General features: G+C 60.1%; 14 protein-coding genes and 1 tRNA gene. 8 read left to right on the forward strand and 7 right to left on the reverse strand.

Annotation, left to right across the window (positions count from 1 at the left end):
* From NZK35_RS17360 to arfB, 3 genes are all read left to right on the forward strand, one after another.
* Nucleotides 1-73, forward strand: a tRNA-Glu gene (locus NZK35_RS17360).
* Between the two features lie 332 nt (nt 74-405).
* Nucleotides 406-2,229 (forward strand): sulfatase-like hydrolase/transferase, encoded by a 1,824-nt coding sequence (locus NZK35_RS17365; protein WP_259633799.1) that lies wholly within the window; start codon nt 406-408, stop codon nt 2,227-2,229.
* A gap of 58 nt (nt 2,230-2,287) precedes the next feature.
* Nucleotides 2,288-2,710: an alternative ribosome rescue aminoacyl-tRNA hydrolase ArfB gene (gene arfB / locus NZK35_RS17370; RefSeq protein ID WP_145389538.1), complete on the forward strand. Its 423-nt coding sequence runs from the start codon at nt 2,288-2,290 to the stop codon at nt 2,708-2,710.
* Here the strand turns inward: arfB and NZK35_RS17375 are convergent.
* A complete protein-coding gene (locus NZK35_RS17375; RefSeq protein ID WP_259633800.1) occupies nt 2,695-4,524 on the reverse strand; it encodes an ATP-binding protein in 1,830 nt (609 codons plus the stop codon). The two genes, arfB and NZK35_RS17375, sit on opposite strands and share 16 nt — an antisense overlap.
* A 167-nt stretch (nt 4,525-4,691) precedes the next feature.
* On the opposite strand from NZK35_RS17375, the gene NZK35_RS17380 reads away from it, so the two are divergent.
* On the forward strand, nt 4,692-5,738 hold the full coding sequence (locus NZK35_RS17380; RefSeq protein WP_259633801.1) for an AAA family ATPase: 1,047 nt from the start codon (nt 4,692-4,694) through the stop codon (nt 5,736-5,738).
* Between the two features lie 266 nt (nt 5,739-6,004).
* Here the strand turns inward: NZK35_RS17380 and frr are convergent, their stop codons facing one another.
* The 4 genes from frr to rpsB form a co-directional block, all read right to left on the reverse strand.
* Complete coding sequence (gene frr, locus NZK35_RS17385) at nt 6,005-6,565, reverse strand: ribosome recycling factor (RefSeq protein ID WP_095742261.1); 561 nt, start codon at nt 6,563-6,565, stop codon at nt 6,005-6,007.
* A gap of 313 nt (nt 6,566-6,878) precedes the next feature.
* Nucleotides 6,879-7,625: a UMP kinase gene (pyrH, locus tag NZK35_RS17390; RefSeq protein ID WP_259633802.1), complete on the reverse strand. Its 747-nt coding sequence runs from the start codon at nt 7,623-7,625 to the stop codon at nt 6,879-6,881.
* Nucleotides 7,626-7,745: 120 nt separating this feature from the next.
* Nucleotides 7,746-8,726 (reverse strand): translation elongation factor Ts, encoded by a 981-nt coding sequence (gene tsf, locus NZK35_RS17395; RefSeq protein ID WP_259633803.1) that lies wholly within the window; start codon nt 8,724-8,726, stop codon nt 7,746-7,748.
* A 62-nt stretch (nt 8,727-8,788) separates the two neighbouring features.
* Nucleotides 8,789-9,631, reverse strand: a complete 843-nt coding sequence (gene rpsB, locus NZK35_RS17400) for a 30S ribosomal protein S2 (RefSeq protein WP_259633804.1) — start codon at nt 9,629-9,631, stop codon at nt 8,789-8,791.
* Nucleotides 9,632-10,049: 418 nt separating this feature from the next.
* Between rpsB and NZK35_RS17405 the strand changes: the two genes are divergently transcribed.
* Together NZK35_RS17405 and NZK35_RS17410 are read left to right on the forward strand one after the other, a co-directional pair.
* A complete protein-coding gene (locus tag NZK35_RS17405; RefSeq protein WP_259633805.1) occupies nt 10,050-10,784 on the forward strand; it encodes an apolipoprotein acyltransferase in 735 nt (244 codons plus the stop codon).
* Nucleotides 10,785-10,959: 175 nt separating this feature from the next.
* Nucleotides 10,960-13,101: an SH3 domain-containing protein gene (locus tag NZK35_RS17410; RefSeq protein WP_259633806.1), complete on the forward strand. Its 2,142-nt coding sequence runs from the start codon at nt 10,960-10,962 to the stop codon at nt 13,099-13,101.
* 13 nt (nt 13,102-13,114) lie between these two features.
* Here the strand turns inward: NZK35_RS17410 and NZK35_RS17415 are convergent, their stop codons facing one another.
* A complete protein-coding gene (locus NZK35_RS17415; protein ID WP_259633807.1) occupies nt 13,115-13,792 on the reverse strand; it encodes a phosphonatase-like hydrolase in 678 nt (225 codons plus the stop codon).
* Nucleotides 13,785-14,954, reverse strand: coding sequence for a TIGR03364 family FAD-dependent oxidoreductase (locus tag NZK35_RS17420; RefSeq protein ID WP_259633808.1), 1,170 nt, complete (start codon nt 14,952-14,954; stop codon nt 13,785-13,787). The genes NZK35_RS17415 and NZK35_RS17420 overlap by 8 nt, the downstream gene beginning before the upstream one ends.
* 383 nt (nt 14,955-15,337) lie before the next feature.
* Between NZK35_RS17420 and NZK35_RS17425 the strand changes: the two genes are divergently transcribed.
* Both NZK35_RS17425 and NZK35_RS17430 read left to right on the forward strand, forming a co-directional pair.
* The gene (locus tag NZK35_RS17425) at nt 15,338-16,981 is read left to right on the forward strand and encodes a hypothetical protein (RefSeq protein WP_259633809.1); all 1,644 of its coding nucleotides are present in this window, start codon (nt 15,338-15,340) and stop codon (nt 16,979-16,981) included.
* 42 nt (nt 16,982-17,023) lie between these two features.
* The gene (locus NZK35_RS17430) at nt 17,024-18,061 is read left to right on the forward strand and encodes a hypothetical protein (RefSeq protein ID WP_259633810.1); all 1,038 of its coding nucleotides are present in this window, start codon (nt 17,024-17,026) and stop codon (nt 18,059-18,061) included.
* Nucleotides 18,062-18,407 lie beyond the last annotated feature (346 nt).

An 18,407-nucleotide genomic window follows, 5' to 3' on the forward strand; every position in this document is an offset into this window, starting at 1 on the left:
GGCCCCTTCGTCTAGCGGTCTAGGACACCGCCCTTTCACGGCGGCGACACGGGTTCGAGTCCCGTAGGGGTCACCTGCAACAATCCCCGGATGGCGTTTCCCAACGCCATCCGGGGATTTTTATGCGCCGAGCGACGGCGGCAAACGTAGTCCGATGCCACTTCGTGTTAGCGGAACGGCGCGAGCGGCCTGTCGATTGAGTCGGGATCTGCTGAGTCAATGGTGAGCCGCTGNNCGTCGCGGCTCACAAAAACGACAGCCCGCGAGCCGTCCGGTTGTAGCTGAAAACAGCTTGCAAGACCGGAGGGCTCGCGCCCTGCCGCTAAGACGATGCTGTTCGCCAACCGGCCACGGACGCATCGGCCGTTGGTATGATCCTCGTTGCCTTTCACTCTGAGGATCCCGATGAAGTCCATTACCACGCCCGCACTGCTGTTTCTGTTTTCGCTGCTCGTTTTGCCAGTCGGCTCGTTGGCGGCCCCGCCGAATCTGGTCGTGTTCCTCGCCGACGATGCGGGCTGGGGTGATTTCAGCTGGTCCGGCAATCGACAAGTCTCCACCCCCAACATCGACTCGATCGCCAAGGGCGGTGTGTCGTTGGACCGATTTTACGTGTGCTCAGTGTGCGCTCCGACACGGGCGGAGTTTCTGACCGGTCGTTACCACCCCCGTGGCGGCGTCAGCGGCGTGTCGACGGGTAAGGAGCGGCTAGACCCCGACGAAAAAACAATCGCCGATGCCTTCCACGCAGCGGGCTACGCGACCGGTGCGTTCGGAAAGTGGCACAACGGCAGCCAATGGCCCTACCATCCGATGGCCCGCGGTTTCGATGAATACTTCGGCCACACCGCCGGTCATTGGGGGGAGTACTTTGACGCACCGTTGGAAGAAAACGGACGCATGGTCCGCACCCGAGGATACATCGTCGATGTCTGCACCGATCGCGCCCTGGATTTCATCGATCGAAACAAAGCCAATCCCTTCGTTTGTTACGTCCCCTTCACCACGCCACATTCCCCTTGGACAGCGCCAGAAAAGGATTGGAAGCGTTTCAAAGACAAACCGATCACGCAGCGTGCGACCGACACCAAGGCGGAGGTCGACGACCACACGCGCTGCGCGTTGGCGATGGTCGAGAATCAGGATTGGAACGTCGGACGTGTGCTCGATCGACTTGCCGAACACGGCATCGATGACAACACCATCGTCGTTTATTTCTCCGACAACGGTCCCAACAGCCACCGCTGGACCGGCGGCATGAAGGGCCGCAAAGGCACCACCGACGAAGGCGGACTGCGATCGGTCTGCTACATCCGATGGCCCGCCAAGTTGCCGGCCGGGCACACCGTCACACCGATCTGCGGCGCAATTGACCTGATGCCGACCCTGACATCGCTGGCGGGCGTGAAACGAGTCGGTGACAAACCGCTCGATGGGCGCGATCTGACACCCTTGTTGATGCAACCGACGGCGGATCATCAGAACACCGACTGGACCGAACATCGGCATTTCTCCCACTGGGCGAACAAAGTCAGCGTGCGCACTCAAACGCATCGCCTGGACCACCAAGGTAACTTGTTTGACATGATCGCCGACCCCGGACAAACGACTCCGGTGAATGCACAGCAACCCGAACTCGCGGCGGAACTGACCGCAGCGGTCGAAGCCTGGCGTCAAGAAATGTTCGGAACCGATGCACCGGCACCGCGGCAACCGGCGAATAAAAAGAGGGGCGGCCAATCCATTGATCCTCGTCCCTTCACCGTCGGCTACCGTGAATTTCCGATCACGATGCTGCCGGCCCGTGACGGCGAACCGCGCGGCGGTGTCCGACGCAGCAGCGGAGCCCCCAACTGCTCGTACTTCGTCGATTGGACCAGCACCGACGACAGCATGGTCTGGCTGATCGAGGTGAACACGGCGGGCCGTTATGGTGTCACGATTGATTACACCTGCAAGGTTCCCGATGCCGGCTCGACGATCCAGCTGAGCTTCAGCGGCTCGAAGCTGACGGGGAAAGTCGCACCCGGCTGGGACTCGCCGCTGTACACGAATCAGGACACGCTGGAACGGCCCAAAGGCGAGAGCCAGATGAAGGAATTCCGAACGCTGGAACTCGGCCAGATCGACCTGCCCACCGGCACCGGACCGCTGACCTTGCGGGCGATCGACATCCCCGGCCAATCCGTGATGGACGTCCGCCGGGTCACATTGACCCTGTTGCCTTAAGTTGAAACATTGACGCAGCACCAGACATGCTGACGCACGCCCCGAATGCGAGTGCTTGATGAGTGATTTGTATGTGAACCAACGGTTGACGATCCCGTCGTCGGAATTGGCGATCAGCGCTGCGCGAAGCAGCGGTCCGGGCGGACAGAACGTGAACAAGGTGAATTCCAAGATCACACTGCGGTGGTCACCGGAAAAATGCACGGCGATCGATCCGGGTTGGCGAAACCGCTTCATCGCGCGGCACGCCAACCGGATCACCAAGGACGGCGAGCTGGTCTTGCACAGCGAACGCTACCGCGACCAACCGCGGAATTTGGCCGACGCCCGCTTTCGGCTGGTCGAAATGCTGCTGGAATGCCGAGAACCGGCCAAGAAGCGAAAGAAAACCCGGCCGACGCTCGGCAGCAAACGGCGCCGCAAGGAAGCCAAAACCAAACTCAGCCAGAAAAAACAAAGTCGCCGTCAATCATTCGATTGACGAGGCGGTGGCGGCAACTGCAAACGGAAGCAGCATCCGCTGCCGCTGGGCGGATCGAGGATCACGATCGCTCCGCCGTGCTCTTTGAGAATTTTTGCGCTGACGGGCAACCCCAGCCCTGTTCCCCGCGCCCCTTTTCTCGACTCGAACAGCGAAAAAATCTTTTGCCGATCCTCGGGCGAGACTCCGGGTCCGTTGTCGATCACATCGATGTACCAGCCCACTTGATCGTCGTACCCGGTTTCGACCTTGACCTTGCCCACCGTTGCCGGCGGATCGTTCTCGTTCTGCTCCTGCAATTCCGATTCATGATCGCCTTTGACGGCATCGATCGCATTGGTGACCAGATTGAGAATCGCCTGATGCATCGCGTCAGGATCGAAAAACGCGGGAGGCATGTCGACATCGGTCTGCAAGGTCAATTCGACAGCGGATTCACCGGCTCGACTGGCCATCAGTTCGACCACATCGGCCGCCGTCTCGTTCAAGTCGGCTTCGACCTTTTGTGGCTGACGTTCTTTGGAAAACGTCAACATGTCCATCACGAGATTGGAGATCCGTTCTTGATTCCGATCGACCATCCCCCAGCCCCGGCGGACGGCATCGGTGTCGTCACGTTTCAATCCCGCTTCGATCAGATAGCTTCCGCCGCGGATGCCTTGCAGAATGTTCTTCACATGATGCGAGAGCGTGGCGATGGTTTGTCCCATGGCGGCCAGGCGTTCGCTTTGCAGCAGCGCGGAGTAGTAGAACGTGTCCTCGATCGCCAAGGCCGCTTGGTGCCCGATGGCCGTGATCAGCCGCAGGTGCTCGTCGGTGAAACGGTGGGTCTTTCCGCGTCGAACGATTTGGCCGGGGGAAGTGTAGGTATCGATGTACAGGGCGCCGACGATGTCGTAGCGCCCCTGCAACGGCACACAAAGCGCCTCGCGGACACCGCCCTGGACGATCGATGCCGCGGCGTCAAACCGCGCGTCGTCGGTCGCGTCACTCGTCCGGACTCCCTCGGCACGGTCCAAGACGTAATCCAAGATCGTGCTGCTGATGCTGATCGGCGCTTCGTCATGGCGCTGACCGTCGGCCGATTGGCGATCGCATCGTGCGGCCGGTCGCAATTGATTGGTTTCGTTGTCTCGCAGCATGATGCATCCGCGATCGGCGTCGACCCAATCGAACACCAACCGCAAGATCCGATCGAGCAACTCATCCAGATCGTCGGTCCGGCCGACCGCCAGCGCGGTCAAATACATGACCTCCAGTGAGCGATCGCTATCGGTGATCGTATTCATCACCGGTTCGACCGAATCGACCGAGGAGTCGGACGGATCGGACGAGGGAGAGAGTTCGGTTTCGAACGGCGCCACCGCCTCGGCGACCTGATCCGTCAGTCGTACCGGATCCAAGCGGATGCCGCTGGTTCGCGACGTGGGACGGACCAACGACGAAATGATCCGGCTGGCGTCGGCACCGCTGCTTTGCCGCACGATATCCACACCGTGTGCGGCTTCGATCGCGGTAGGTTGCCCCGTTCCGGTGAAAATCAACAGCGTGCTGCCGATCTCGATGCGATCACCGCTGAGCAGTTTTTGGTCGCGGATCCGTTTTCCATTGACCTGCGTTCCGTTGCTGCTCTGCAAATCGACCAGATGGCAATCACTGGATGCATCGATCCGAATTTCAGCGTGCAGACGTGAAGCTTCGCTATCGAGCAACTGGACATCGTTTTGCGTGTCGCGGCCGATGCGCACGACATCTCCGTCGAGCACAAAGTGCTTTCCCTGATCTCGTCCGCGAACAACGTAAAGCGATGCCATATCCCAAAGATAACGTGTTCCGATGCCGGTTTAACCCCGGCACGGCCAATTCGTGCCCCCTGGCAAGATTTGTTCCGGGTTTGTCGCGACCGGGCCACGCGGTCGCCCCAGCGGTTAAAATAATGTCGTCCATCCGGACGCATCCCTGTTCTCAAAAAGTGAGTTTTATGGTCCAACCGCCACCGATCGAATCCGGCACCGCATCCGACCCCGTAGATGACGCCGCAAAAGCCGCCGAATTGGTCAAAGCCTGCCAGGCGGTCCGGCAGCAAGTCGGACGTGTCGTCGTCGGCCAGGAAGACGTCATCGAGCAATTGCTGATCGCAATCCTCTCCCGCGGCCACTGCCTGCTCGAGGGTGTGCCGGGGCTGGCGAAAACGCTGATGATTCGCACGCTCGCCGAATCGATGCACCTGAAGTTTCACCGCATTCAGTTCACGCCCGATCTGATGCCCGGCGATATCACGGGCACCGACATCATTCAAGAAGACCCGGAAACCGGACGCCGTCAATTGCTGTTCGAACGCGGCCCGGTGTTCACCCAAATGTTGTTGGCCGACGAGATCAACCGCACGCCGCCAAAGACCCAAGCCGCACTGCTCGAAGCGATGCAGGAACACGAGGTCACCGCGGGCGGAAAAACGTACAAACTGGACGAACCGTTCTTCGTCTTGGCGACGCAAAACCCGATCGAACAGGAGGGGACGTATCCCCTACCCGAAGCCCAACGAGACCGGTTCCTGTTCCACGTGGTGGTCGACTACCCCAGTCGCGAAGAAGAGTCCGAGATCGTCGACCGAACCACGTCAACCTTTGACGCAACCGTCCAAGCCGTGGTCACGGGCGAGCAGATCATCGCGTTCCAAAAAACCGTGCGACGCGTTCCCTTGCCGCCGCACGTCAAAGAATGGGTGCTCGATGCGGTCCGCGCGGTGCGGCCCAGCGACCCGAACTGCGCCCCCTGGGCCAAAGAATGGATCGAGTGGGGGCCGGGACCGCGGGCCAGTCAGCAATTGGTGCTGGCGTCCAAGGCCCGGGCGCTAATGCACGGCCGCCCCCACGTCACGCTCGATGACGTGCAAAAACTGGCGTTCCCGGTGCTACGCCACCGCATCGTTCCGACATTCACCGCCGAGGCCGATGGGATCACCGTCGATGATCTGATTCGCCGATTGATCAAAGACCTAGCGCCCAAGAAATCAGCCGCGCTGTAACCCTGCCCCAAGCTTCCAGCTTGCTGGCGGTGGCGTAAGCTTCCAGCTTGCGATGGTGGCGTAAGCTTCCAGCTTGCGATGGTGGCGTAAGCTTCCAGCTTGCGATGGTGACGCATCGCGTCACCATCGGTCGCGGATTGGCAAGCAGGATGTTACGGTCTGTCGTTTTTGTGAGCCGTGACGCGTAAGCGGCCGGGCACTGCGACGTTGCCCGAGGCCTTACGGTCAGCGGCTCACCATTGGCTCAGTAGATCCCGACTAAAACTTTAGGCTTCCATCACTTCCGCTTCGCGTGCCTTGGCCATCTCGTTGATTTGCTCTTCGAACTTTTTCAGCAAATCCTGAACATCGCTCTTCAGCTTGTCGCGATCGTCTTCGGTCAACTCCTTGTCTTTCTCCAATTGGTCCGCCGTCTTGTTGGCGTCGCGACGGATGTTGCGGATGGAGATCTTGGAGTCCTCGGCGAGCTCTTTGATCCGCGAAACCATTTTCTTGCGGACGTCGGTCGAGAGCGCGGGGATGTTCAGCCGAATGACGCGACCGTCGTTTTGCGGGTTCAGCCCCAGGTCGCTGCCCACGATGGCTTTTTCGATATCCTTGATCGTGCCGGCATCGTAAGGGCGGATCAGGATTTGCTGCGGCTCGGGGGTCCCGATCGAAGCGAGCTGCTTCAGCGGCGACGTCGAACCGTACGCTTCGACTTTGAGCGAATCAACCAATCCGGGCGTGGCTCGACCGGTACGAATTCCGGAAAGCTGTGTGCCCAGTACGCTGATCGCCTTTTCCATACGTTCTTCGGCGTCCATCAAGGTTTCTTCGGCGGACATGTTGAGCATCCTTGGGGTTAGAGTGGTGTCGACAGATTATGAGTCTAGCTTTTTTTAGATCGGCGTGTGGCGTCGTCCGTCTGGAACAAGATAGCGCCCCGGGCGTCTGATTTGATCGCACCGGACGTCTGATTTTCATCGGAGTGAACGTGGCGATTTCGCGTTCGAGGTCTCCTCCCTTCGTCTCTCCCCCCTGGGCATGGGAATCTACACGACCAAAGAAACCCTCCCTGCCAGGGAGGGTCGAGCGTAGCGAGGGGAGGGTCTGTTTGCGCGGACGAATGATCTCGAGCCACCAATGCTTGGCGGGAAATCACTTCTCCGATCCGATCCAGGTTCCGACCGTTTCGCCGCTGATCGCCCGCACGATACTGCCCGGCTTCTTGAAGTTGAAGACAAGAATGGGTTTACTGTGCTCCTGGCAGAGGGCGATCGCGGTGGCGTCCATGACGCGGAGCTGTTTTTCGGTGACGTCGCGATAGGTCAGCTGATCGTACAGCACGGCGTGGGGGTTTTTCTCGGGGTCGTCGCTGTACACGCCGTCGACGCGCGTCGCCTTCAAGACGACGTCGGCATCGATTTCCAAGGCGCGCTGGGCCGCGGCCGTGTCGGTCGTGACGAAGGGGTTTCCGATCCCTGCGGCCAAAATGATCACCCGGCCCTTGGTCAGATGCCGGATCGCACGGCGGCGGATGAAGGTCTCGGCAATCTTGTCCATCGGGACGGCGGACATCACCCGCGTCGACAATCCGAGTGTCTCCAGGGCATCTTGCATGGCGAGCGAATTGATCACCGTCGCCAACATTCCCATGTAGTGTGCCGTCGCCTCTTGAACCAACGCGTTGCTGCCGGAGAACTGGGCGCCTCGCAAGATATTGCCGCCGCCGACGACGATCGCGATCTGACAACCGCTGCTGTGCGCCTCGCGGATCTGTTCGGCGATATCCGACATTTCCTGGCTGCTGATTCCACGGCCCCCAGCATCAGCCAAGCTTTCGCCGCTCAACTTAAGGACGACACGTTGATAACGGAGTGGTGAGGAATGGGAGTCGTCAGACATGCTCGATCGGTCCTGGTGGTTAGGATCACAGTTGAATGGCCAGATGATACGAAAAAACCTCGTCGTTCCCGAGGGGGAACGACGAGGTTTCCGAGAATGTCGTTTTCGATTGCGATCGAATCAGGACGCCGAACCGACGGCGACGCGTTTGAACGCGACCACTTCGGCTTCGGGGCTGAACTCTTTCACGGCCGCTTCGACGGTCTTGGTGTCGTCGAGTGCGTAGAACTGGCTCAACAGGCAACGCTCTTGATCCAGCAGCGTGTTGTCGGCGATGAAGCGTTCCAGCTTGCCGGGGATGATCTTGTCCCAGATCTTTTCCGGTTTGCCTTCGGCTTTCAGCTCGGCCTTGATCTCGTCTTCGACCTGTTGCATGACTTCAGGTGTCAGCTGCGAACGGCTCGCGTATTGGGGCACCGTCTTGAGCGTCTTGCCCAACCGAGCACGGTCTTCGTTTTCGACCTTGATCTGTCCTTGCAGCGCCTCGGTTTCCTTGGCGACCAGTTCTTCGTCGAACTCGTCGGGCGTCAGGATCGAAGGCTTCATGGCGGCGACGTGCATCGCGACCTTGCGGAAGAAATCGCCGGCATCGTCCTTGCCGCCATCCTTGTAGGACAACAACACTCCGATCTTGCTACCGGCGTGAATGTACGACGCCAGATGGTCGCCTTCGATCGTTTGGTAATCCGCGATCTCGATCTTCTCGCCGATCGTTCCGGTGCGTTCGACCAGCTTCTCCGAGACGGTTTCGCCGTCCAGCTTTAGCGCACCGATTTCTTCTTTGGTCGACGCGCCGTTGTCCAAGGCAAGCTTGGCCAGCTGTTCGGCAAACGCCATGAACTCATCGTTCTTTGCCACGAAGTCGGTTTCGCAGCTGAGCGACAGCAGCACGCCCTTGCCGCCTTCGACCAATGCCACCACGACGCCTTCGTTGGCTTCGCGATCGGCACGTTTGGCGGCAACCTTTTGGCCTTTCTTGCGCAGGTAGTCCAAGGCGCCTTCGATGTCGCCACCGGACTCTTGCAACGCTTTCTTGCAGTCCATCATGCCGGCGCCGGTGGACTTGCGCAGTTCGCTTACGTCTTTGGCTGAAATCGCCATTGTTTCCTCCAGAAAAGTCGTGATTCGACTAAGTGTTTTGTGTCGTTTGAGTGGGGATGTGCCTAGGCTTCAGGAGCCGCTTCGGCTGCTCCGGGTTCGGCGGTCGCCTCGGCAGCGGGCTCGGCAGCGGGCTCGGCCGGCGCGGCGGCTTCGGCCGCAGGAGCAGGAGCCTCGGCTACAGCGGGAGCCGCTTCGGCCGGTGCCGGGGGAGCCCCGATGTCGGCTTGTCCCTTGCCGCTGTTGACGGCGTCTGCCAGTTGTTTCAGGATCAATTCGATGCTTCGAATCCCGTCGTCGTTGCCGGGAATCGGAAGGTCGATCAAGGACGGGTCACTATCGGTATCAATCAATCCCACCGTGGTGATGCCCAACCGTTTCGCTTCACGAACCGCGTTGCGTTCTTTGCCCGGGTCGACAATGAACAAACATTCGGGCAAGCGGTTCATCGTCCGCAGACCGTTCAAGTTGCGATACATCTTTCGGTACTCGCGGTTGAGCGCCGATTGCATCTTCTTGCTGTAACTGTTGATCGCGTCACTACCGCGAATCGATTCCAGCTCTTCCAATCGCCCCAGTCGGCTGCGAATGGTGCGGAAGTTGGTCAACGTTCCTCCCAACCAACGCTCGCTGACGAACGGCATTCCGCAGCGACTCGCTTGCTCTTCGATCGCTTCGCCGGCCTGACGTTTGGTACCGACGAACAGAATCAACGAACCGCCCGAAGCGACTTGCCCGAGGTACTTCTTCGCACGAAGCATCCCGCGCAGCGTTTCGCGGATATCCAAAATGTGGATCTGGTTCTTGCTGCCGAAGATGTAAGGCTTCATCTTCGGGTTCCACAAACTCGTCCGGTGACCAAAATGGACACCAGCTTCAATCATCTCTTGAACGATCGGATTAGACATCGAGACAGTTTCTCCAGGTGGAGCGTCGGCGTGGGCATCACGAAACGGCAAAACACCGTTCCCAGGGACAGATGTGCGGGCAAGATCAACAGCGATCCATGGCACACCCCCGACCAGCGGGGCCCTTCATCCCGAATCACGCGGACAAAAAAGTTAGACAATGCAGAAAAACGACGTGTTTTCCGCCGGGTCGGAGAGGGTAGCCGAACGCCAGCCCCGCGACAAGAGTGAGGGGCGATGGCTCAGGTTTCAGGTTTCAGGTTTCAGGTTTCAGGTTTCAGGTTTCAGGTTTCAGGTTTCAGGTTTCAGGTTTCAGGTTTCAGGTTTCAGGTTTCAGGTTTCACGGGGGGACCCTTGCTGCTGGACCCTTTGCTACAAAACTCATGAACTTCCTTTGCACCTCGTGTGTTTGATCATCATGACCACCATCGCTTTTGTTGAACGTTGCCGCGAACTTGCCGCCGGATCCGGGTGTGGCGAACAAACCCCATGCAGCCCCGGACCGGAATTGAGCGAATCGGAATCATTGATCGGATTCTTTCAGCTTTTTCGGCCAGACGGCGGCGACCTCAACGGCCTTTTTGATGCCCTGCGGCAAGGAGACCAACTTTCCGACCGACTGCAGAACGCCTATCGAGCCGCCGGTGATGATCGACGCCCCCAAGGCGGACGCGACGCGTTTTTTATCGTCCGCTCCCCGGCCCCCCTGTCGCCCGAACGGGCCGAGCACCACGGCGCGACCTGGATTCAAGGCCTGCAGCAACTCGCCGAGGCCGTCGGCGACGCGGATGTCGCCCGGCGACTCGCCTCGCCACCCAAAATCCGGGTCCTGGAAGGCATCCCCCCGAAACACCCCAAACAGCCACATGAACGCAGCAAACTGCTGAACGTCTTCCTGGATCACGCCCCCGCCCTGACCGAAAAAGTCGCGGGAGTCGATCCGCACGCCGAATTGCTGCGTCCGGCCTACTACTTCATCGCCTGCGACGCGATGCTTCGCGACTACCTGATGTGGCCGTTCTATGCCGAGCAAACGGGGCTGACCGATCCGTTTGAAAGCTATTTCACGCTCTGGACCCACGGCGTCAAATTTCGAATCTTCCAAGAAAACCAAATCGACCTCTATCTGCCCCGGCACCAGGAAGGTTCCTAGGCCCTCCGCCACGGAAATGCACACGCGGGACGAAAATCGCTCGTCAGCCCGCCGGCCGATTTCGGTTCTACCTTGATTCCAGACCCCAAAGTTGGTTATGTCCCAGGCTTGATTGCAGCTCTGCCGGCCGACGGGTCGCCTGGAACACCATCACTCGCGACGGAACACACTCGACATGGATGTCTTGTCACACACGAAACGATTTTGCGCCCACGGCATACTTGCCGCGCTGCCCCTGCTGTTTCCACTGACGCTCGGCTTTGTCGCTCCAATCGCCTCGGCCCCCGAATCATGGGCCCAGGAACCCGCCGCGGCCGAAGACGCGGCTCCCTACATCGTGTTTGTCGCTGAGCCTTCTGCGTTCACCCGCTGCGGCCCCGGCACCGACCACTATCGCACCGAACCCCTGCGCCGCGGGCAAGAGTTGGAGGTCTATGTCGAGACCGCCGAAGGCTGGCTGGGTGTCCGGCCTCCGGAAGATAGTTTTTGCTGGATGCCGGCCGACGCGGTGGAACTGTCCGCAGACGAAACAACGGCGACCATTCGCGAAGACAAAACGGTCGCTTGGATTGGAACCCGGCTGGGAAAAGCACGACGTTATCGCTGGCAAGTCCAACTCGATGCCGGCGAAGTCGTTTTCGTGTTGGGAAAAAATGAACGCGAAGGATCAACGGGCAGCAAGACCTGGCTGCGAATCGTTCCGCCCTCGGGCGAATTTCGCTGGATTCACCGTGGTGACGTCGTGGAGAGCGCCGAGCAACTGGCCCAGCGCGTGGCCCGAACCGAACCCGACCTGCAACCTCGCAGCAACGTCGCCGCCGTCGCATTGAACACCGACACCGAGCGCAACACCGACGCTGATCCTCAACTTGCAAGTCTCCGTTCCGCCGACGGCTCGCCGTCTTCCCCGCAGCCGCTGGCCAACTCCACACGACGTGGGACGCAGACCGATGCACTCCGCGAAACCGATGTGATTCCCGAATTGAAACCGGCGCCGGAAAACAGCGTTGCGGCCAACAGCATGGCGGACAACGGCGACGCCCTGCGGCCTCAACCACGGACGATGGCCGATCGCGCGATCCAGTTTCATCGAGGCGCACAAGCCGAGGACTTTGAAGACAGCGGTGCCGTGATTGGAAGCGGCTTGAAGGCGGGGTGGAAAGACGATTCGGTCGCAACAGCCGACGCCGGCTTCTCCGCCGACGCGGATTCCCAATCCATCCTCAGCGCTGACCGATTGACCGAACTGCCGGCCAACGGTGCCGCGGCAGCCGCCTCCGCCATCGCGGTACCCCTGCGCCGCATGACCGATGTCGTGGCGAACTTCATCAGCCCGCCCCGGCTGGTCGAAATCGATTCCTCACACGCCAACGCGTTTCAACCGAACTCGCCCGCCGATCGCCGCTGGAGGGTCGGCTCGGGACGATCGCTCGACACGCCGCCGGCGTCGCTCGCCTCCGCGAATCGGGGTAGCTCCGCACAGCCGGGTAGCTTGGCGCAATTGCCCCAAGCCCAATACCCGGCCCCGCCGGCTCCGCAAACGCTGTCCGGGCACGCCCCGTCCCTGGCAATCCAGTCCCCCGCCGCGGCGCCGTCCGGCGTGATGCAAACCGGAGCACTCCAAGCCACAACGTTGGCGCCCATCCCACCGCGCCCCGTGGTTCCGTCACGGATCGTGACGGTGGATCAAATCGCCCGTGTCGAAGATGCGGTGGCGGGTGCCGACGTGGAAGCGATCAGCCAAATCCTTTCCAAATTGATGGCCGAGGGCGCGTCTGCGGACGAACTGGATCCGCTGATCCGCCACACCGAACGGCTGCTCCGTTCGGGCGACGTCAACAGTGCGACGCGCACGCGCGAGGTGCTGAACCTCGCACAACGCTATCGCAACGTCGCCGCCCGCCGCGATGGCGCGACGACCATTCAATCCGCGTCGCTGGCCGGCAACGTTCAACCGATCGACAGGGCGGTGCAACAAGCCGGCTCTCTCGAGACCACCGCACCCCAGCCGACCGACGTCTCCCAAACACCGTTGAGCCCGTCGCCGGCCGCCGCAGCGCTGCCGACCCAATCGTCACTCGATTCGGCCACCGGCACCGCGACCGGCTACCTGGTCCAGGTCTACTCGTCGCGTGCCAACAGTCCGCCGTATGCATTAACCGACGACGCGGGACTGACGATCGCCTACGTCACACCCTATCCAGGCGTGAACCTCCGCAACCATCTCAACAGCAAGGTCGCCGTCAGCGGCAACGAGAAACTGCTCGAAGGCATGAGCACCCCACACATCCTGGCCGACCGCGCCATCCGGCGCTGAGATCGACGATCACCTACGACGCATCGATCAACGGCAGCAGATCCAGCAACCGGTCGATGATGTGCGTCGGTTTCGCCTGGGCGAGCAATTCGCGTGACTGGGCGCCGGTGGTGATACCGATGCACATCGTACAGCCGGCATCTTGGCCTTCATGAATGTCGATTTGAGAGTCACCAACTTTCGCCACCTTTCCGGCGGACTGAATCGCCAGATCCTTCATCGCCTTGATGATCATGTCGCCGTGGGGCCGGCCGCGGCTGACATCCGATGCCGTGACCAGGCCGTCGAAATCCTCGCCGGCACTCCAGCCGATCTTGCGGATCAATTTCAACGCGGTGTCTCGGTCATAACCGGTGTTCAGCACGACGCGGACCCCGCGCCCGCGAAGCTGTCGAAACAACTCACTCGCGCCCGGCTGCTCCTTCACATCCAGCTCGTCGTAGGCGTTCTGCAAGCGCGTTTTGAAATCGGCAAAGATCGCGGTGATCTCCTCTTCACCGTGGGCGTTGCCGTCGAGTGCCAGGACATCGCGAATGGCTTGCGACTTTTCTTTTCCGGCCCCCGTCGCTTGCACTTGATCTTGCGTGAACTGATATCCCGCAGCGTTGATCGCGGCACGAACGGTCTTGTAGACCACGTTGTCCTCGTCCACCGTTGTCCCTGCCATGTCAAAGACGACTAATTCAATCACCGTAGATTTCCTGAAGATGTTGTTTGGCGAATCCGGCACTTCCGGTCATGCCTTTGCCACCGATCGCGGTTGCAACGTGGATGTCTCGATCCAATCTGTGTTGAAAAATACCCTTGGGGTGTTTTGATTGGCAATACATCCCCGCCCAGGTCCGTTCGATCTCCCAGTTCGGCAGGTTCATGATCTGTCGACCTTCAGAGACAAAGAACCGATTGATCGGCATCTGAATCTCGTCACCCAATTCATCCGATCGAGCCGCCGGGGCGTACTCGTGTGAATCCCCTAAGATGATGTGGCCGTCGACCTCTTGCTTGAACAGGATGTGGACCCCCCATTTTCGCCAAAAGCTTTCCGGATCTTCACGTTCTTTGATGGAACGAAACGAAGGACAGGCGGCAAAACTTTCGTAGCGTCGAATCGACTGCCCGGTCAAAACGTTGCCCGGCAACGCCCCGACCGATTGTGCGGAGAGCATCACCATCTGCAATTTGACCGCTTCGATGTCGCTGCTCTGAAACAAGGCCGGAAACAGCAATCGAAATTCGACGCCCGAACAGACGATCGCTTTTTCGGCGTGCAGCATGCGGCCGTCGGTGCAGTGGGCCGCAACCGTCGTGGCGGACTGCCGATCCAAACGCTGCACGCAGGTTCCCAAGGCAATCGTCAGGCCGAACGTTTCTCGCAAGTAGTGGTGCAAGCGCCGAATCATCTTGCGCGGGTCGACGGAAATCTCGTCGGGAAAAAACAGCCCCGCCAAACAGTACCCGTCGTTCAGCAGTGGGTATCGCTGTTTGCATTGCTCTTTGGTCCACAACTCGGATCGATAGCCTTCCTGTCGATTGATCGCGTGCAATTCCTCGATCAGCGTGACCTCCTCGGCATCGGAAGCCAGGTAGACGCTTCCTTCTTGGCGAACCGACAGATCGAATTTCTCTTGGATCGACTTGTAGATCTCCAAGCTCTCTCGGCCCAACCGTTGCCAGTTCGCGTCCATGCCGGACGGAACGACTTGTCCGAAGTTGCGAACCGTCGCTCCTTGAGGCTGCAGGTTTTTGTCGACCAACACCACACGCATGCCACGAAGCAATGCTTGATAGGCATGAAACGTCCCTAAAACGCCTGCCCCGACCACAATCAGATCAAACTTGTCTTCAATCTCCACGCCGACTCTCTTGCTGTGCCTCGGTTCAACGAAAAAAGCAATCTTCTCTCGGGCGAGTAGAACAGGATGGCGGCCCGTTGCCGACTGTTCGGGTGTCCCGCCAGCACGTTTTTTTGCATTGCAGACAGGGATTGCGAAAAGATTGATGGAAAGAAGGCGGTATCGACAGACAGCGCCGGCCACCAGGGGGGACATGGAACACGCCTCTGGTTCGTCGCGAGGTGGGAATCGCCCGTGATCGGGTTAGACTATGCGGTCGTCTTATCTCACCCGGGTACCCCATGCTCACAGTCCCATGTCCCAGCTGCGGCGACCCCGCTCGTCTGCCGGCCGCATGCCTCCCGCGCGACTGTTCGGTTCAGTGTCCCTCGTGCGGCGCGACCTTGTCGGCTGAGCGATGGCTGGAACGGCTGCCGCCGATGGCGATTGTGCTTTCGCCGGAGGGCAACGAAATCGACTTGGATGCCGAAATCGACCTCGACGAGGTCGCGTCCCAGTCGGACGTCTCGTTGATCGGCATCGATGACGATGAATTCCCGGCTGACCGCCCCCATCCGCAGCCTTCGATCGATCAGATCGAACACGCTTGGGAATCACCTGATGCCTGGGAGCCCCAAGATCCGATCTCCGATGCGGACGTCTTTGGCGACCACGACGACGACGAATTTAATGTCATTGATGATCAGCCCCCGACGCAGACGGCGCCTCTGGCCAACGACGATCAATCGTTCTTCGAGCGACACCACTGGGGACGTCGGCAGCGGAACTCGATCCGGCTGCTGAAGATCGCATCGCCGACCCTGATCGCTGTCCCGATCATCGCCGCGATTCTGTACGCGTCCGGCGCCAACGCCTTGTTTGATCTCTTGGGTCAATCGACCGACCCCATCGCGGCCCGAGAACAATCCGATACCGATCAAAACCGAGACGGGTTTGCCAAACCCTCTCCTGCGTCGCGTGAGACGCAGAATCCGGCCGGCGGCGTACGGAGCGCCCCAGACGCGATGGGCTCCCCAAACGACGATTCACCCAGCGACGATTCAACCAGCGTCATGGAACCGGTCGCCACCGCCGCGGCTGACACAAACTCTGATCAAACCGCCGGTCCGATCACCCCGGCGGAAGCCGATGCCGAACTTGTTTCGTCCGACGTCGAAATCATGGACGTCGACGAGGTGATCGAAAGCATCAAACGAACCGGGGAAGCGATCGCGGAGGAACGGTCAACGACTGCGGAGGAGCCGTCCGCGTTGACGATCGCGATGCGGGCCAAACAGCAATGGAAAGAGCGTCATCGACAACCGCTACCGCTACCGGGTGCGGCCGAGCAGGAAAGGACACTGCTCAACAGCGCCACGCTTACCTTTCCCAATCAACCTCCCTCGGCCGACCCGGTGCTGCAAACCAGCGCCCAGTCAGACATCGCTCCCGAACGAACTGCTCCTGAGACCACTGCTCCTGAGACCACTGCTCCCGAACCGCCCCAGACGGCGGAAACAAATTCGAAAAGTTTGGCAACCGAAGCGCCCGAGACGCCGACAATCCCCGCCCCTGAACTCGACACCGACGCGTTGACCGAATCGTGTGCCGAAGCGATCCAAGCGATCGGCCGCTGGCAGGCGGACGAGTCGAAAGACCAACCGCCGCGGCAGCGGATGCTGGCGCAGTTGCAGGCCTATCGTTCGGTTTCACAGATCGGAAGTTTGGAGTTTGCGTCGAACAGCCCGAGCGTGGCCAAGCTCCTGAAGACACTGATTGATTCCGACGCGTTGCAACCGCTGGAGCCACTGTGCAGCGAATGGATCGAGTGGGGGCGTCGTCAGACCGATGGAATGTTACTGATCGGGCGATTGCAAACAGGGGAAACCGAATCGTATTTTGAACTCGCCGACGGGTCGCAACTCCGAATCCAATCGTCGAAGGAAATTCACGTGCCGACCGAGTCACGTTGTGTGGCAATCGGTAGAATCATTTCCGCCGAAGACGTACCGCTGGTCCAGCTGTTGGCAGGCGTGGTGGTACCTTAAACCACTTTCCACCGCTCAATCACAGCCTCCCGTGGTCTTGTCATGCCGGATCCCCAACACCCGACCGTGCCCCAGACCGTCGAGGCCGCGAGCGTTCCCGACGCCGCCCCAAACGCTTCCTTGTTCGGCACGTTGACGTACGGGTTGTCGTTGCCGGAGCGGACAGCGCGGAGCGCGTCAGCGGTCGTCGGAGGATTGGTCAACGAGACGGCAGGCTGGTTGATCCCCGCCGCGTTCCGATCGTCCAAGACCTACTCCGCGTTCGTCCAGCAAGCGTTGGACATGATGATCCATGACGTCGGCGGCGTCGAAAATCCGCACGCGGTCGCGGCCGATGCCGAAGAAGCCCAGTTGGCTCAGAAGGCGGTCGGCGGGCTGCTGGACTTGGCCGGCGCTGCGACGCTGCACCTCTCGCCGATCACGGTCTTGGCCGTGTTCAACGACGTCGCGTATGGATCGAGCCACTACCTGAAACGTCTCAGCGATGAACTCAAACGTGAAGGGATCATCGACGAATCATCCAGCATCGATCATGTCTCGGATCTGGTCGATGCACTCGAAAAAACCGGCGCCCGAGCATCGGGCGCGGCCAACGCGCCACCGTTGAGTGTCGACGCGATGACTGAAACGATCTCCCAACTCACGCTTGAGATCCAGAACGTGGACCCGCGCAAGTTGATTCCGCAAAGCGAGATCAAGCGGCTGTGGAACGAAATGGAGGCCGCCGCCGGCCAGGCGCACGTCGGGATCTGGGACGTGAGCGCGACGATGACGATGTTCGCCATCGATCGCTTGTCGTTGTCCACGCGGGGCGCGTTGTCGACCGTCCGTGTTGCCGGAAGCCTGCTCGATGAACATTTCTTTTCCCACTACGGCGAGGCGTTGACGGAGATCTCCGAAAAAGGTTTCTACGAAACCCTGTCGGCATCGTCGGAGCCCTACCTGGAAGCCGCCTGGCACAACTTTGATTCCGGTCGCGAAACCTGGACCGAAGCATTGATCACCGGACGAATGCCCAAAAAGTTTTGGACCCGCTTTGCCGAGTGGTTCAAAAATCGCCGCAAGCCGCCAGCGGCGTGACGGCCTATTGCCCCAAGCCGGCACACATCCGCAAGCGGCCAAGCAACGCCCCTCACGCACCCGTCGTTCTCCCATTCGATCACTCTGACTTCCCATCAGATAACGCTGTGAAGCAGTTGTTAGCGGTAGGGCGCGAGCCCTCCGGTCTTTCGGTAACGATGAGGAATCGGAGGGCTTGCGGGCTGTCGATTTAAGCCCGCACGCGTTAGCAAGGAGCCACGCGGCGCCCCTCGCTCACGCGTCGGGCTGTCATCATGGCATTGATTTCGGAACATCGACTAAATCGACAGCCCGCTTGCGCCCTGCCGCTAACACCTCGTAAAACACAGAAAACAAATACTTCACA

Source organism: Stieleria sedimenti (genome assembly GCF_025060895.1).
In the GTDB taxonomy this organism is placed as follows: Bacteria; Planctomycetota; Planctomycetia; order Pirellulales; family Pirellulaceae; genus Stieleria; species Stieleria sedimenti.

Coding starts and splice junctions, on each gene's coding strand:
- NZK35_RS17430 (WP_259633810.1), top strand. CDS start 17,024: ATGCCGGATCCCCAACACCCGACCGTGCCCCAGACCGTCGAGGCCGCG.
- NZK35_RS17380 (WP_259633801.1), top strand. CDS start 4,692: ATGGTCCAACCGCCACCGATCGAATCCGGCACCGCATCCGACCCCGTA.
- frr (WP_095742261.1), bottom strand. CDS start 6,565: ATGTCCGCCGAAGAAACCTTGATGGACGCCGAAGAACGTATGGAAAAG.
- pyrH (WP_259633802.1), bottom strand. CDS start 7,625: ATGTCTGACGACTCCCATTCCTCACCACTCCGTTATCAACGTGTCGTC.
- NZK35_RS17375 (WP_259633800.1), bottom strand. CDS start 4,524: ATGGCATCGCTTTACGTTGTTCGCGGACGAGATCAGGGAAAGCACTTT.
- NZK35_RS17410 (WP_259633806.1), top strand. CDS start 10,960: ATGGATGTCTTGTCACACACGAAACGATTTTGCGCCCACGGCATACTT.
- NZK35_RS17405 (WP_259633805.1), top strand. CDS start 10,050: ATGACCACCATCGCTTTTGTTGAACGTTGCCGCGAACTTGCCGCCGGA.
- rpsB (WP_259633804.1), bottom strand. CDS start 9,631: ATGTCTAATCCGATCGTTCAAGAGATGATTGAAGCTGGTGTCCATTTT.
- tsf (WP_259633803.1), bottom strand. CDS start 8,726: ATGGCGATTTCAGCCAAAGACGTAAGCGAACTGCGCAAGTCCACCGGC.
- NZK35_RS17365 (WP_259633799.1), top strand. CDS start 406: ATGAAGTCCATTACCACGCCCGCACTGCTGTTTCTGTTTTCGCTGCTC.
- arfB (WP_145389538.1), top strand. CDS start 2,288: ATGAGTGATTTGTATGTGAACCAACGGTTGACGATCCCGTCGTCGGAA.